Genomic DNA, 15,200 nt, shown 5'->3' with positions numbered 1-15,200 from the left:
TGCCTCGACGGGGCGGGCTGCTGTGGGGAGCATTAGCAGAGGTCGCGGACCGGTTCTAATCGAAGAAGGTGTTGGGCTTCAGGAAGACGGCCAGCATGAGGCAGCCTTCGTCGGTCCAGGCATCGTGGCGGCTGCCGGCCCGCCGCCAGACATAGTTGCCGGCCCGGCAGACGCCGGCATGATCGGCAAAGGAACCTTCGAGCACGTAGGTCTGTTCGATCGCGACATGTTCGTGTTTCGGCAGGCGGGCGCCGGGCGCCCAGCGCATCAGTACGGTCGAGAGGCCGGTCTCCCTCTGCTCCATCAGGATCTTCCAGTCGATCCCGGGGAAGCGCGTCGGCTGCCACGGGACGTCCTTCACGTCGACATAAGTGGAGTCCGGGGCGAGGCCGGTCAGGGTCTCGGCGTTCATGCCGCGACCCTGCGACGTGCCGCCTTCAACGTGCCGCCGCGCATCACGTGGCCGGGCAGGGGACGGCCGACGATCTCCTCGGCCAGCTTGGCAACTTCGATCAGGCGGTCGATGTCGAGGCCGGTCTCCACGCCCATCTCCTCGCACATGAAGGCGAAGTCCTCGGTGCAGATGTTGCCGGCGGCGCCGTCGGTCGCGGCGAAGGGACAACCGCCCAGGCCCGCGACCGAGGCGTCGAACCGGGTGACACCCAGGCGCAGGCCGGCATAGGCAGCCGCCGCGCCGGTGCCGCGCGTGTCATGGAGGTGCAGCGCGATCTCGAGATCGGGCCATTTCGAGCGCACGGCGCCGATCAGCCGTTCGACGGAGGCGGGGGTGGCCCAGCCCATCGCGTCGGTGAGCTTGATGCCCTTCAGCTTGAAGCCGGCCAGCTCGGCCTCGTCGAGCGCCAGCTGCACGCGCTGCAGGATCAGCTCGGTCGACAGCTCGCCCTCGTAGTTGCAGCCGAACGCGCCCAGGATGACGCCCCATTCGACCGGCATCCCGCGGTCCTTGAAGGTCTTGAGCGACATACGCTGCTCGACCATGGCGTCGGGCACCGACTTGCCGATGTTCTTGCGGGAGAAGGTGTCGGAGGCGGTGACACGGACGCCGCCGTCGACATGCAGGGGGCCCCGAAGCGCGCGCTCGAGGCCCTGCTGGTTCAGCCACAGCGCGCTGTATTGCACGCCGGGCTTGCGATCGATCCTGGAGGCCACTTCCTCGGCGTCGGCCATGGTCGGCACGCGCTTCGGGTTGACATAGGAAACGCAGGCGATGCGCTTCAACCCGGTGTCCGCCAGCGCCTCGATGAGACGGACCTTGTCGGCCACCGGGATCATCTTCTTCTCGGACTGGAAGCCCTCGCGAGGACCCTCCTCGTCGATGGTCACGCGCTTGGGCAGGTCCGACATGGTCTTCCTCCGGATCTATTGGAGGAGGGGCCTTAGCCCTCCTCTTCCACGAATGCTTCCTTGCGCGCCCTCTTGAAGCTTGGCAAGGCCATCAGCAACAGCAGCACTGCCGTCGTGATGAGCAGGCCCAGGCTGATCGGACGCTGGAGGAAGACCATGGCGTCGCCGCGCGAAAGCAGCATGGCGCGCCGGAAGTATTCCTCCATCTGCGGTCCCAGCACGAGGCCCAGAAGGAACGGCGCCCCTTCGCAGCCCAGTTTGACGAACACGTAGCCCAGCACGCCGAAGATCGCGACCTGCATGACGTGGAACGTGCTGTTCTGCAGGCTGTAGGCGCCGATGCAGCAGAACAGCAGGATTGCGGGTGCCAGGAAGCGATAGGGCACGGTCAGCAGCTTCACCCAGATGCCGATCATCGGCAGGTTGATGATCACCAGCATGGCGTTGCCGATCCACATCGAGGCGATCATGCCCCAGAAGAGGTCCGGCTTCTTGGTCATGACCTCGGGGCCCGGCTGGATGCCCTGGATGATCATGGCGCCCACCATCAGCGCCATCACGGCGTTGGACGGGATGCCCAGCGTCAGCATCGGGATGAACGAGGTCTGGGCGGCGGCATTGTTCGCCGCCTCCGGCGCCGCGACGCCCTCGACCGCGCCCTTGCCGAACTGGCCGGGGTTCTTCGAGATCTTCTTCTCGAGCGTATAGGACGAGAAGGCGCCCAGGGTCGGGCCGCCGCCCGGCAGCACGCCCAGCGCCGCGCCGAGGAAGGTGCCGCGCAGGGCCGCCGGAACGGCCCGCCGGACTTCCTCCATGGTCGGCCACAACGACGTCACCTTGATGGTGCCGCCGGTGCGCGTGAGATGTCTCTCCAAGTTCACCACGATCTCGGCGATGCCGAACAGGCCCATGGCGATCGGCGCGAAGTCGATGCCGTCGCTCAGCTCCGGAATGTCGAAGGTGAAGCGCTGGGCGCCGGTGTTCACGTCGGTGCCGACCAGGCCGAACAGCAGGCCGAGGAAGATCATGGCGATCGCCTTGACCACCGAGCCGCTGGCCAGGATGACAGCCGCCACCAGGCCGAGCGCCATCAGCGAGCAATAATCAGCCGGGCCGAACTTCTGCGCCATGCGCGTCAGCGGTTCCGCGAACAGCACGATGATGATCGTGCCGACGGTGCCGGCGAAGAAGGAGCCGACGGCGGAGATCGACAGCGCTGCACCGGCACGCCCGTTGCGCGCCATCTGGTAGCCGTCGAGGCAGGTCACGACCGAGGAGGCCTCGCCCGGCAGGTTGACCAGGATCGAGGTCGTCGAACCGCCATAGGCCGCGCCGTAGTAGATGCCGGCCAGCATGATCAGCGAGGCCGTCGGCGGCAGGTGGAAGGTGATCGGCAGCAGCATGGCGATGGTCGCCACCGGGCCGATACCGGGAAGAACGCCGATCAGCGTGCCGAGCAGACAGCCCAGCAACGCGTAGGTCAGATTCTGGAAGGAGAAGGCGACGCTGAAGCCCAGTGCGAGATTGTCGAGCAGTTCCATCTCACCAGACTCCGCGCAGGATGTAGATATTCATGCCTAACCCGACCTTGAAGACGAGCGTGCAGAGGACGGAGAGGACGACGATGTTGCCGATCACCTCCGTGAGCTTGAATTCCTCACCCGCGAGCGAGGCGACCATGATCAGGACGACAAGGGCCGGAATCAGTCCGGCCCGCTCGAACAGCAGCCCGAAGCAGATGATCCCGAGGGTCACCAGAGTGATCGGCTTCCATTTCGGCCGTTCGACCGGCTCGCTGCCGCTTACGACGGCAATGATGCAGACCAACACTCCCAGCCCCAACAACGTCAATGAGAGCATCCGCGGCACGTAGCCCGGCCCCATGCGCACGGGCGTGCCGAGGGCGAGTTTCTGCCCGAAATAGAGTGCGACCAATCCGAAGCCAATGAACATCAGCCCGGACAGGAAGTCCTTGCTCAGGAATCGATTCAACGATGCCTCCCCAGAAACGCGTAGTCTTCAATGTGCTGTTGGGCCCGAACCCCTGGGCCGCGGACAGCTAAACACAATTCGGCCGCTTTGCCCAAGAGCCAAGTTCAATACAAGTGCTAAGTGCACTATCTAAGCAGCAGACGGACTGCGATTACGGCCAGGCAAAGCGCAAACAAGCGCCGCAGCACAGAGACGGGCGCGCGTGATGACCACCGCGCCGCGATCGGCGCGACAAAGAGCGCCGGAAGCGAGAGGGTCGCAACGCAAAACAGGGCGACATCGCCTAGCGCATCGGCCGGCCGGCCCGGCGTGTCCAGATCCATTGACAGGAAAACGAGGGTCGCAGGCACCGCGATCACGAGATTGAACAGCGCGCCCGCACCGATCGCGCGCTTGATGGAAAATGAGAAGAGCGTCAGCACGGGCGTGCTCAATGTCCCGCCACCCACGCCCACCGCTGCGGCCAGCCCGCCAACCAGCGTCGGAGGCACGTGGGCAAGCGGCCCCTGAGGCTGACGATGCCCAATAATGAGGCGGTCACCTGCCGCCATCTTGACGGCCAGGGCGGCAGCGACCGCCGCGAACAGGCTGGTGAGCACGTGCGACGGCGCCAGGGGTCCCAAGGCCAATCCGATGATGGCCCCGACCATCAGGGCCGGCAGCCAGGACCGGACCAGCTCGCGGTCTATCGTGCCGGCCCGCCAATGGGCGGCAGCGGCCGTGGTCGAGGCGATGAGGATACTGGCCTGGGCCGTACCGACCGCCAGCGACACCGCGAGCGAACTCGAAATACCCATGAATTCGAAGATTTCCAGCAGGATCGGGACGGCGACGATGCCGCCGCCGACGCCCAGAAGCCCGGCCAGCAGGCCGATGAGAATGCCCGTCCCAAGCAGTGCCGCCCAGGCAGCCGGCGGGTAGGCCGAAACGAGCGTTTCCACGCGTCAATGTCCCCGTTGGTCGATATTGCATGCGCTCCGCCGGGCGAGCAAACTCCTGGCCAATATGAACGGTCGTTCAGGAGGCTTTCGGGTGTCACGGCGGGGCGAGGACTATATCGGCACGATGGCGGTGCAGGAAAAGCACCGGTTCGACGAGCAATCGCTCGGCCGTTTCATGGCCGGCAACGTCGAGGGCTTCGTGCCGCCGGTCCGCGCCGAGCAGTTCAAGGGAGGCCAGTCCAACCCGACCTACCGGCTGACCGACGGCGCCGGCCGCCGCTACGTCCTGCGCCGCAAGCCGCCCGGCAAGCTGCTGCCCTCGGCTCACGCGGTCGACCGCGAGTTCCGGGTGATCTCGGCCCTCAATCGTACCGACGTGCCGACCCCGCGGGCCTACGCGCTCAGCGAAGACGAGAGCGTCGTGGGCACGCCTTTCTATATAATGGAGTATTGTGACGGGCGCGTGCTGTGGGATCCGCTGCTGCCGGACGTCCCGAAAGAGGGCCGGCGGGACATCTACCAGGCCAAGTTCGAGGCGCTTGCCCGGCTCCACCGGGTCGACTATGCCGCCCTCGGCCTCGCCGATTTCGGCCGCCCTGGCAGCTACGTGGCCCGCCAGATCTCGCGCTGGGGAAAACAGTACAAGGCTTCCGAAACCGAAAAGATCGAGTCCATGGACCGGCTGTTCGACTGGCTGCCGGCCAACCTGCCGGCGAATGACGAAACGGTGCTGGTCCATGGCGACTACCGCCTCGACAACATGATCTTCCACGCCACCGAGCCGCGTGTGCTGGGCATCATCGACTGGGAGATATCGACCTTGGGCGACCCGCTGGCCGAACTCGCCTATCTCTGCATGCTGTGGCGCACGCCGAAGGACTGGGGCGGGCTGCTGGGACATGACCTCGCCGCTCTGGGCCTTCCCACGGAGGCTGAGATGGTGGGCTACTACAGCACCCTGTCGAAGCGCGCCGTGCCTGAGCCCGCGCTCTGGGAATTTTACATGGCCTACAATCTGTTCCGCGTGTCCTGCATCCGCCAGGGCGTCTACGCGCGGTCGCTCGACGGCACGGCCTCGAACATGCGCGCGGCCGAGTCCGGCAAGCTGGTGAAGCCCGCGGCCGACCTCGCCTGGGAAATCGTGAGCGACATGTCCGGAGCCTCGCGATGAGCAAGCGCAAGACGGTTCTGGCCGACGACGAGCAGACGACAGTCGTGGCGGAACGTGAAGCGCGTCCGCCGGTCGAGGCGATCCGCGCTGCGGCCTTCGCCCAGTTTGCCGAGCGCGGCTATCCGGTCGTCACGGTGCGCGACATCATGAAGGCCTGCGGACTGACGCAGGGCGCGCTCTACAATCACTTCAAGTCGAAGGACGAGCTGCTGCACGACATCATCGCCTCGACCCAGGGCGAGTTGGAGCGGCTCTGCCAGCAGGCGGTGGCGGGAGCGGGCGGCGATCCACGCGCAGAGCTCGCGGCCTTCGTCCGGGTCTATGTCATGCGCCACTGCCGGCTGCGCATCGAGGCGCTGGTCGCCAACCGCGAGATCGGCTGGCTGGACGCCGCGCGCGTGGCCGATATCCGCCGCAGCCGCCGCGCCATTCGTGACATCGTCGTGACCATCCTCAGGCACGGGGTCGAGCGCGGCGTGTTCGATCCGCCGCGCGTCGAGGGAAAGCACGATCTGAAGGCGATCGCCATGGCGCTGCTCGACCAGTGCACCCATGTCTCAATGTGGTACGGTCCAGGTGGTGATCTCACCGAAGAGCAGATGGCGAAGCTCTATACCGACATGGCGCTGCGCGTCGTCGGGGCCACGCCGCAAGCCTGAGTTTGGCAGCCGGAGCAGGAAAGAATGCTGATTCGCGTCGTTGCCCTGGTCGCGTTGCTGGCGTCGCTCGTCGCCTGCACACAGGACTCCGACGCGGCGCCGCCTGCCGGCCGGAACACCTCCATGGCGGCCGCGCCCGGCGACGTGCCGGCGGCGCGCTGGCGCGCCGTGCTGATTGCCGGCGACAACAACAGCCCATCCTTCGACAACGGCATCGACGCGTTGCGCGACAAGCTGTCGTCGCGCGGCGTGCGGGACATCCGCATGCTCACCTCCGATCCGGGACGCAACCCGTCGGCCGAGGTCGCCAGCGCGTCCAACGTCTCCAGTGCGTTGCGCAATGCCGGTGGCGCGGGGGCCTGTCTTGCCTTCATCACCAGCCACGGCAACGAAACCGGCGTCGTGCTGCGGCTGGCCAACGGCGTCATCCGGCCCGGTACTCTCGACAATGCGCTGAACGCCGGCTGCGGCGCCCTGCCGACGGTCGTCGTCGTCTCGGCATGCCACAGCGGCGTTTTCCTGACGCCGGCCATGCGCCAGCCCAACCGCGTGGTGCTGACGGCTGCCGCGGCCGATCGCGTCAGCTTCGGCTGCGGCGCCGGCGACCGCTTCACCTACTACGACCAGTGCCTGCTGCAGCAGTTCGACACCGCCTCGACCTGGGGCCAGCTCGCCCAGGCCACGCGGACCTGTGTGCTCGGTCTCGAGAAGAGCATGGGCATCCGCACGTCCTCGCAGCCGCAGATCTTCGTGGGATCCGCAGCCGCCAATCTCAGGCTTCCCGGCCGCTAACTAGCCGCCGATCACGGCGGTGAAGTCGCACGTCACCTGGTGCGGGCTGTCGCCCGAGAGCTGCAGCGTGTGGCGCGCCGGGCGCGACGCCTCGTCTGGAAACATCTTCACCCATTCGTCGTTCAGCGCCGCGCGGCCGGTCGAGGGCTGTTTCATCCAGAAATTGATCTTGATGATGTCGTCGGGCGAGCCGCCGGCCGCGTCTATGCAGAGCCTGATGTGTTTGAAGATGTTGGTGACCTGCGCTGCGAGGTCGGGCGGGACGTTGCGCGTGCCGGGCTCGGTGCCGTTCATGATGCTCGACATCACGATGTTGCCGATGCGGCTGGCATTGGGAATCGGATTCTGGTGGCTGTACCCGGGATAGTTGACGCTTTTGCGCCTGGTCATCGTTTCTCTCCCTTGCTCGCGAGAATGCTAGAGCCTTTCCAGCGCCATGTCGCGCAGCCGGGCGCGCTGGATCTTGAAGCCGTTGGGCGAAGGCGTCTTCGGAAAGTCGTCGATCGCGAAGACCCGCATCGGCACCTTGTAGTTGGCGAGGCCGTGCCGGCAGTGCGCCATGGCCGCGGCCTCGTCGAGCGCCGCGCCCGGGGCGAGGATCACGAACGCAACGGCGCGAACGCCGTCGGGGCGTGGCACGGCGATCGCCTGGCAGCCGGCAATGCCGGGCAGCTTCTGCAGATGAGCCTCGATCTCCAGCGGGTTCACCAGGAAGCCCGAGAGCCGCAGCACGTCGCCCATGCGACTGAGGAAAGTGAAGCCGCCCCGTCCGTCGAGTTCCGCGAGGTCGCCGGTGCGCACGTAGCCGTCCTCTGTTACCGTCTCGGCGGTGGCTTTCTCGTTGCCATAATAGCCGACCATCAGCGAAGGCCCGGCGCATTCGAGGGCGCCTGGCTGGCCGACACCGAGAAGTTCTCCGGTCTCGGTATCTCGGACGCGGATATGTCCAAGGGGTGAGGTCGGAACGCCGCCGCCCTTCTTGCGAAATGCGACGTCCGAATCAATCGGCTGCAAGGAGTAGAGCGCCTGTACCTCGCTCATGCCATAGAGGCCGCAGAGACGCAGGCCGCGTCGCTCAGCCCTCTCGGCGATGTCGTCGAGCGCAGCATTGAAGGCGGCAAAGCCCGCCCACTTCACCGAGGGGAAGGGATGGTCGCCGGGCACCGTGTCGAGCAGGCGTGCATACATGTCGTCGCTGCCGAACATCGTCGTCGGGCGATGGCGTTCGATGAGCCGTGCAATCTCGTCGATCTCGTAGGACTCGACCAGCACGCAGGGTTTTCCGGCAGCCAGCGTTGCCATCGTCTGATCGAAGCCGTAGACGCCGCACAGCGGAAGAATGGAAAGCGACAGCGTATCCGGCGCCGTGAAGCCGAAGGCGCGGGCGACCTGCTGGGCATGACCCGCAATCGCGCCCTGGCGGTGCAGCACGAACTTCGGCGCGCTGGTCGTCCCTGAGGTCGTGAAGATGTTGCAGGGCGCGCTCGCCTTGGCATGGTTCACGCCGAGGCGCGGCCGCGACAAGAGGCGTTCATATGGCACCCGCCGCAGCCGTTCGATGGCGGACGGTATGGAGGCCGGTTCCTCGCCGACCGTGACGATGGCCGCGAGGCTGTCGAGCGCTTCCGGTTCGATGTCGGCCAGGATCGAGAGAAAATCGATGCGCCGGAAGCCGGGCGCACAGGCCAAGACCTTGGCACCCGAGCGGCCGACGATGTCGGCGACCTCGACGGCGCGATAGCGGGTGTTCACCGCGACCGCGATGGCGCCGAGGCGGACGCAGGCGAGATAGAGGATCGGATAGGCCGGCACGTTGGGCAGCCACAGCGCCACCCGGTCGCCGGGACCGATGCCCAGGTCGGCGAGACCCTGGGCGGCGCGTCTCGCGCTCTCCGTCAGTTCGAGGAACGAGATCGTCCGATCGCCGTGCAGGAGGGCCGGCGCGTCGGGCGTTTGCTCTGCGATGTCGGCGACGAGCGTCCAGACATCGGCTGCGGGTTGGGCGAGTGGCATGCGGGCGGAGACTAACCGAAGACGGTCTCTTCTCAAGCCGGCCGCTTGCGCAGCAGCCTCGCCAGGGTGGGTATCACGATCAGCAAGATCATCGTCGCCGCGAGCGTGCCGGAGATCGGGCGGTCGAAGAAAGCCAGCGGATTGCCGTCGGACTTGATCATCGAGGTGATGAAGTGCTCTTCCAGCAGCGTGCCGAGTACCATGCCGAGGATCGCCGGAGCGACGGGAATGCCGTTCTCCTCCATCAGCCAGGCGAGGATGCCGAAGCCGAGCATCATGGCGATGCCGACGACCGAATTGTTGATTGCGAAGGCGCCGAGAATGCAGAACACCAGGATGCAGGGCAGCAGCGCCTTGCGCGGCAGGCGCAGCACCTGCTTGAAGCTCTTGATCGCGGCCCAACCGAATGGCAGCATCAGCAGGTTGGCCACGATGAACAGCAGGAAGACGGCGTAGACGCTGGCGGCGTTGTTCACGAAGAGCGTCGGGCCCGGGTTCAGGTTCTTCATGTAGAGCACGCCGATCACGATGGCCGTGATCGAGTCGCCCGGGATGCCGAACACCATGGCCGGGATCCAGGCGCCGGCCAGGGCGCTGTTGTTGGCGGCCCCCGATTCGACGATGCCCTCGATATGGCCGGTGCCGAACTTCTCCGGCTCCTTCGAGAGTTTCTTGCTCATCGCGTAGGACATCCACGCGGCGATGTCGGCACCGGCGCCGGGCAGGGCGCCGACCAGCGTGCCGAGCACGCTGCCGCGCAAGGTTTGCAGCGGATACTTCTTCAGAAGTCCCCACATGCCCGAGAAGACGTTGCCGATCGCCTTTTGGGCCGTCTCCAGCGGGGCAGCCACCGAGATCGACGACCGCATCACCTCCGATACGGCGAACATGCCGACCATGATCGGGATCAGCTCGGCGCCGCCCATCAGCTCGGGCAGACCGAACGTGAAGCGTGGATGCCCGGCCGGATTGTCGAGGCCGACCGTCGCCACCAGCAGGCCGATCAGGAGCGAGATCACGCCCTTCAGCTTGTCGCCCGACGCGATGAAGACGGCGCAGGAAAGGCCGAGGAGAGTGAGCCAGAAGTACTCGAAGGAGCTGAAGCGCAGCGCGAACTCGGCGAGGACCGGCGCACAGAGGATGAGGATGAACGTGCCGAACAGCCCGCCGATGACGGAAAACACCAGGCCGGCGCCGAGCGCCAGTTCGCCCTGTCCCTTCTTGGTCAGCGCATAGGCCTCGTCGGTGTAGGCCGCCGACGCGGGGGTGCCGGGCATGCGCAGCAGACAACTCGGGATATCGCCGGCGAAGATCGCCATCGCGGTCGCCGTCACCATCGACGCGATGGCCGGGATCGGCGGCATGAAGAAGGTGGCGGGGACCAGCAGCGCCGTCGCCATCGTGGCGGTGAGCCCCGGGATGGCGCCGACGAACAGGCCGAAAAGGGCCGAGCCCGCGACCACCCAGAGGACGTAGGGATCGAAGACGAGATTGAACGCCTGGGACAGGATTTCAGGGGTCATGAGGGGAAGACCACCTTCTCGAGCAGTCCCCAGGGCAGGGGCACGCGCAGGACCTTGTAGAAGGCGAGGTGCATCAGCGCCGGAAAGCCGATGGCCAACGCGACCGCCGGCAGCAGGCGCACGCCGAAAATCAGCAGCCAGCCGAGCATCGTGACCGACGCCGCGATGTGGAAGCCGAGGAAGTCGCTGGTCAGGATGTAGAACAGCAGGCCGGCGGGGACGCTCAGGAAGCGGACGACGACGACGGGATCGCGTGCCCAGTCGTCGAAGGCGATGGAGCGACCGCCGCCGCCCGCCTGACGCAGCCCGCGCACCGACAGAAGGATCCCGCAGACCAACAGGCCCGCGGCGATGACCCCGGGGAAGAGCGCCGCACCGAACTTCTGGCCGGGAATCACCGGAAACGTCCGGACATGCCAGAGCACGATCGCGCCCAGGAACGCAAACAGCGCCCCCAGGATCGTGTCGCCGATCTTCATCGCGTCACTTGACGATGCCGACGGCCTTCATCACCGCACCGAGGTCGTTGCTCGACTTCTCCATGAAGGCGGCGAACTCGACCGGCGGCATCCACGTCACGCCGAAGCCACGTTGCTTCATGAAGTCGTTGAACTCGGCGCTCTTATGCAACTTTTCCAGCGCCGCGAGCAACCTGTCGGAAACATCCTTGGGCAGGCCCTTCGGCGCCACGATCCCGCGCCAGGCCGCCAGCGTCCAGTCGCTGCCGGTCGCGGCCTTTAGCGTCGGGACGTTGGGGTAAAGGGCGGCCGGCTTGGCATCCATGACGGCGAGGCTGCGCACCTTGCCGGCGTCGATCAGCGAACGCGCCTCGGGCAGCGAGCAGGGCACGATTTCGATGCCGCCGGCGACGAGATCCTGCAGGCCGGGAGCTGCGCCGTTCGACGGCACCCAGGGCGACGCCGCGGGATCGACTGAAAGCGAGCGCAGCATGCCGGCGATCGCGAGGTGCCAGATGCCGCCCTGGCCGGTACCGCTCGACTTCAGCTTGCCGGGATTGGCCTTGATCGCGTCGACCAGGTCCTTGGCGGACTTGTAGGAGGAGTCAGCGCGCACCTGTAGGCCGGCGGGATCGGCATTCACCAGCGCGATCGGCGTGTAGGATGATCCCTTCAGCGCGGTCAGACCCTGCCAGTGCATCATGCCGATCTCGACCGTGGCCATGCCGATCGTGTAGCCGTCGGGTGCGGCGCTAGCGATCGCCTGGTGGCCGACGACACCCGATCCGCCGGTCCGGTTGACGACGTTGACCGGTTGCTTGAGCTCCTTCTCGAGCAGGCTGCCGATGATTCGCGCCGTGGCGTCGGTGCCGCCGCCCGCCCCCCAGGGCACGATCAGCGTGATCGGGCGCTCCGGCCAGGCTGCGTGGGCGGTGCCCGCGGCGGCGAGCGTGAAACCCGCCGCGAGTCCTGCGAGATGGCGTCGCTTGATGGCCGTCATGTGCTTCACTCCCGAAATTGCGTTCGCATTGCGTGCGAAACTTGTCAGACTATTTCGTAAGCATGGCACGGCTCGAGAGTGCGATGCTAGACCCGTTCGGGGGATTGGGATCGTTCGCCTTGTGGCACAGTGCTTGCGGCAGTGCGGGCAATCCTCAAGGGAAGGGGTAATGAACCATGTTCCGTAGAAGCCTGCTTGCCGCTCCGTTCGTCCTTGCCGCGGCGTCGGCACGCGCGCAGCAATGGGTGCCCAAGCAGCCGATCAAGATCCTGGTGGGCTACGCACCCGGCGGCACAGCCGACATGGCGGCCCGCATCGCGGCGGAGACCATCCAGCGCCAGCACGGCTATACAGTAATCGTCGACAACAAGACCGGCGCCGGCGGCTTCATCGCACTCAAGGCCGTGGCCCAGGCCCCGGCCGATGGTTACACGGTGGGCATCGGTATCATGGGCCAGCTTGCCGTCGGTCCCGTGGTCCCCGGTTCGCAGATCCCCCTCGACCTCGACAAGGAGCTGACGCCGATCTGCAACCTCGTCGGCGTGCCGATGGCCCTGATCGTGCGCATGGATGCGCCGTTCAAGACCATTCCCGAGTTCGTGGCCTACGCAAGGCAGAATCCGGGCAAGGTGAGCTATGCTTCGACCGGTCTCGGTTCGACCAACCAGCTCGGCGCCGAGTTCCTAGCGGCCGAAGCGGGCGGCCTCAAGTTGATCCACGTTCCCTATCGTGGTGGCGCGCCCGCCATTGCCGACGTGGCGGCGGGCAATGTCGACGTGTTCTTCGGCAACGTGTCGGAGCTGATCGGCCAGGCGCGGGGCGGCAAGGTTCGCGTGCTGGCGCTCGCCTCCACGAAGCCCTCGGCGCTGGCGCCGGAATTGCCGCTGCTCACCAAGGACATTCCAGCCCTCGACATCAACAACTGGTTCGGGCTCATGGGACCTGCCGGGCTGCCGGCGGATATCAAGGGCGCTCTCGCCAAGCTCTTCATGGAAGCGATCGCCGATCCCAGGAATGCCGAAACGCTCGCCAAGCAGGGGCTTGAGCCGATCGGCCAGGGCCCCGATGCTTTCGCCGCCTACATCGTCAAGGACCGCGAGCGCTGGGCGAAGGTCGCCAAGCAGGGCAATGTGAAGGCTGAATAGCAAAGGACGTGTAATGAGTGCGCCGCTTTCCCTCGGAATCGACATCGGGGGAACTTTCACCGACCTCGTCATCCACGATACGCGGACCGGGCGGGCCGTCATCTGGAAGGAAAGTACGACACCGGACGATCCGGCCCGCGGTGCGCTCGAAGGCACGCGGCGCGTGCTGGAGAAAGCAGGCGCCAGGCCGCAGGAGATCGGCCGCGTCGTCCACGCGACGACGCTGTTCACCAACGCGCTGATCGAGCGCAAGGGCGCCAGGACCGGCCTGCTCACCACGGCGGGCTTCGGCGACGTGCTGGAGATCGCGCGCGAGCGCAAGTACGAGCTCTACGACCTCTTCATCGAGATGCCGAAGCCACTGGTGCAGCGCGCCTGGCGTCGTGAGGCGAAGGAGCGGCTGGGGCCGGACGGCAGCGTCGAGATCGCGCTGGATGTCGATGCGGCGCTCGCCGAGGTGGCCGACCTGGTGGAGCAGGGCGTGGAAAGCCTCGCCATCTGCTTCCTGCACTCCTATGCCAATGCCGCGCATGAGCGGAAAATCGGCGCGGCGGTGGCAGAGCGTTTCCAGAACCTGTCGCTCTCGCTTTCGTCGGACATCGCGCCGGAGATCCGCGAGTACCTGCGGGCCAGCACGACGGTGGCCAACGCCTATGTGCGGCCGCTGGCCGAGATCTATCTCGAACGCCTGGAGCAGGCGCTGCGCGCCGAGGGGATTCCGGGCGGTCTGTTCCTGATGCTGTCCAACGGTGGCCTCACCCATGTGAGCGAGGCCAAGCGTGCGCCGGTCCAGTTGCTGGAAAGCGGACCCGCGGCCGGCGCGCTGGCCGGCGCCTGGTTCGGTCGCAATGCGGGCCTGGAACGCGTACTGGCCTTCGACATGGGCGGGACGACCGCCAAGCTGGCGCTGGTCGACGACGGCGAGCCGCTGGTTGCCTGGGGATTCGAGGCGGCCCGCGAGAAGCGCTTTCTGCGCGGCTCGGGCCTGCCCATCCAGATCGCCACGGTCGAGCTGATCGAGATCGGTGCCGGCGGCGGCTCCATCGCGCACAGGAGCGACCTCGGTACGCTCAATGTCGGGCCGGAAAGCAGCGGTGCGCAGCCCGGGCCCGCCTGCTACGGCCGCGGTGGTACGGACGCCACGGTGACCGACGCCGATCTGACCTTGGGCTATCTAAACGCCGACTTCTTCCTCGGCGGCGCCATGAAGATCGACGCGGCAGCAACGAATGCTGCCTTCGGCAAACTGGCCGGTGTGCTGGGTGTCGAGCCGGGCCGGGCGGCCTTCGGCGTCCACGACGTGGTGAACGAGAATATGGCCGGTGCCGCTCGCGTCGCCATCGCCGAGCGCGGGCGCGTTCCGTCGGAATATGCGCTGTTGGCGACCGGCGGGGCAGGGCCGGTCCATGCCTGGCACGTCGCACGCAAGCTCGGCGTCAGTCGTGTCGTCTGTCCGCCGGGTGCGGGGGCCGGCAGCACCATCGGCATGCTGATGGCGCCGGCCCGTGTCGATCGCGTCGCGAGCTTCACGACACCGCTGGCGGGTGCCGATCTCGCGGCGGCCGGGCGCATCTTCGCCGGCCTCGAGAAGGAGTCGCTCGACGTGCTGCGCCTGACGGGCGCCGCCATCGAGGGCCGCACCGTGCGTCAACTCGCGGACATGCGCTACATCGGGCAGGGCAGCGAGATCACGGTCGTGCTGCCGCAGGATCTGACCGAGGCGGCCGTGAAGACCGCCTTCGAGGCGGCCTACAAGGCGCTGTTCGCCCGCACACCGCCGGGGGCGGCCATCCAGTTCGTGGCGCTGCGTCTCTCGGTCAGCGCGCCGATGCCCGGCACCGGCGGCAAGCTCGAACTGCCGCGCCATGCTTCGGCCGCGGCACTCAAGGGCACGCGGCCGGTGTTCTTCCCCGACGAAGGCAAGACGCTGCCGACGCAGGTCTGGGATCGCTACGCGCTCGAACCCGGCGTGAGCGTCGAAGGCCCCGCCGTGTTCGAGGAGAACGAAAGCACCTTCATCGTCGGCCCGAACGCCAGGGCGCGGCTGCTGGCAGACGGCTCCATCCTGGCGGAGGCAAACTGATGTCTTTGCCGGGAGCGCGCCACTCCAGTGGCGCATCTTCGTCTGTTGCAGGTTCCCA

General features: G+C 66.7%; 15 protein-coding genes. 5 read left to right on the top strand and 10 right to left on the bottom strand.

Going from position 1 to position 15,200, the window contains the following annotated elements:
* Positions 1-55: 55 nt before the first annotated feature.
* The 5 genes from EPO41_RS17255 to EPO41_RS17235 all read right to left on the bottom strand — a co-directional run bounded on the left by EPO41_RS17255 (position 56) and on the right by EPO41_RS17235 (position 4,298).
* Positions 56-412 (bottom strand): cupin domain-containing protein, encoded by a 357-nt coding sequence (locus EPO41_RS17255; RefSeq protein ID WP_296327340.1) that lies wholly within the window; start codon positions 410-412, stop codon positions 56-58.
* On the bottom strand, positions 409-1,365 hold the full coding sequence (locus tag EPO41_RS17250; protein WP_296327337.1) for a hydroxymethylglutaryl-CoA lyase: 957 nt from the start codon (positions 1,363-1,365) through the stop codon (positions 409-411). Before EPO41_RS17250 ends, EPO41_RS17255 begins: the two co-directional genes overlap by 4 nt.
* A 32-nt stretch (positions 1,366-1,397) precedes the next feature.
* Positions 1,398-2,906: a tripartite tricarboxylate transporter permease gene (locus EPO41_RS17245; RefSeq protein WP_296327334.1), complete on the bottom strand. Its 1,509-nt coding sequence runs from the start codon at positions 2,904-2,906 to the stop codon at positions 1,398-1,400.
* A gap of 1 nt (position 2,907) precedes the next feature.
* Positions 2,908-3,357 (bottom strand): tripartite tricarboxylate transporter TctB family protein, encoded by a 450-nt coding sequence (locus EPO41_RS17240; protein ID WP_296327331.1) that lies wholly within the window; start codon positions 3,355-3,357, stop codon positions 2,908-2,910.
* A gap of 125 nt (positions 3,358-3,482) precedes the next feature.
* The gene (locus EPO41_RS17235) at positions 3,483-4,298 is read right to left on the bottom strand and encodes a sulfite exporter TauE/SafE family protein (RefSeq protein WP_296327329.1); all 816 of its coding nucleotides are present in this window, start codon (positions 4,296-4,298) and stop codon (positions 3,483-3,485) included.
* A 124-nt stretch (positions 4,299-4,422) separates the two neighbouring features.
* Here EPO41_RS17235 and EPO41_RS17230 point away from each other — a divergent pair, with 124 nt between their 5' ends.
* From EPO41_RS17230 to EPO41_RS17220, 3 genes are read left to right on the top strand one after another with little or no spacing between them, the layout of a single operon-like run.
* Positions 4,423-5,469, top strand: a complete 1,047-nt coding sequence (locus EPO41_RS17230) for a phosphotransferase family protein (RefSeq protein ID WP_296327690.1) — start codon at positions 4,423-4,425, stop codon at positions 5,467-5,469.
* Positions 5,466-6,128 (top strand): TetR/AcrR family transcriptional regulator, encoded by a 663-nt coding sequence (locus EPO41_RS17225; protein ID WP_296327327.1) that lies wholly within the window; start codon positions 5,466-5,468, stop codon positions 6,126-6,128. Before EPO41_RS17230 ends, EPO41_RS17225 begins: the two co-directional genes overlap by 4 nt.
* A gap of 24 nt (positions 6,129-6,152) precedes the next feature.
* Positions 6,153-6,920, top strand: coding sequence for a C13 family peptidase (locus EPO41_RS17220; protein WP_296327324.1), 768 nt, complete (start codon positions 6,153-6,155; stop codon positions 6,918-6,920).
* Here EPO41_RS17220 and EPO41_RS17215 read toward each other — a convergent pair whose 3' ends face one another.
* Genes EPO41_RS17215 through EPO41_RS17195 form a run of 5 tightly spaced genes read right to left on the bottom strand, consistent with a single transcriptional unit; the run spans position 6,921 to position 11,914 of the window.
* On the bottom strand, positions 6,921-7,310 hold the full coding sequence (locus tag EPO41_RS17215; RefSeq protein ID WP_296327320.1) for a Rid family hydrolase: 390 nt from the start codon (positions 7,308-7,310) through the stop codon (positions 6,921-6,923). It lies immediately after the preceding gene.
* 27 nt (positions 7,311-7,337) lie between these two features.
* On the bottom strand, positions 7,338-8,933 hold the full coding sequence (locus tag EPO41_RS17210; RefSeq protein WP_296327317.1) for an AMP-binding protein: 1,596 nt from the start codon (positions 8,931-8,933) through the stop codon (positions 7,338-7,340).
* 32 nt (positions 8,934-8,965) lie between these two features.
* A complete protein-coding gene (locus EPO41_RS17205; RefSeq protein ID WP_296327315.1) occupies positions 8,966-10,456 on the bottom strand; it encodes a tripartite tricarboxylate transporter permease in 1,491 nt (496 codons plus the stop codon).
* Positions 10,453-10,935, bottom strand: a complete 483-nt coding sequence (locus EPO41_RS17200) for a tripartite tricarboxylate transporter TctB family protein (protein WP_296327312.1) — start codon at positions 10,933-10,935, stop codon at positions 10,453-10,455. The genes EPO41_RS17205 and EPO41_RS17200 overlap by 4 nt, the downstream gene beginning before the upstream one ends.
* Positions 10,936-10,939: 4 nt before the next feature.
* Positions 10,940-11,914 carry a tripartite tricarboxylate transporter substrate binding protein gene (locus tag EPO41_RS17195; protein WP_296327309.1) on the bottom strand — a complete coding sequence of 325 codons (975 nt, stop codon included), beginning with the start codon at positions 11,912-11,914 and terminating at the stop codon, positions 10,940-10,942.
* Between the two features lie 176 nt (positions 11,915-12,090).
* Between EPO41_RS17195 and EPO41_RS17190 the strand changes: the two genes are divergently transcribed.
* Positions 12,091-13,059: a tripartite tricarboxylate transporter substrate binding protein gene (locus tag EPO41_RS17190; protein WP_296327306.1), complete on the top strand. Its 969-nt coding sequence runs from the start codon at positions 12,091-12,093 to the stop codon at positions 13,057-13,059.
* Between the two features lie 13 nt (positions 13,060-13,072).
* Positions 13,073-15,142 (top strand): hydantoinase/oxoprolinase family protein, encoded by a 2,070-nt coding sequence (locus EPO41_RS17185; RefSeq protein ID WP_296327304.1) that lies wholly within the window; start codon positions 13,073-13,075, stop codon positions 15,140-15,142.
* Positions 15,143-15,200 lie beyond the last annotated feature (58 nt).

This window comes from Reyranella sp. (assembly GCF_004297265.1).
Taxonomy (GTDB): domain Bacteria; phylum Pseudomonadota; class Alphaproteobacteria; order Reyranellales; family Reyranellaceae; genus Reyranella.
Note: the sequence above shows the minus strand (reverse complement) of the source record. Positions and strands in the feature narration are given on the sequence as shown.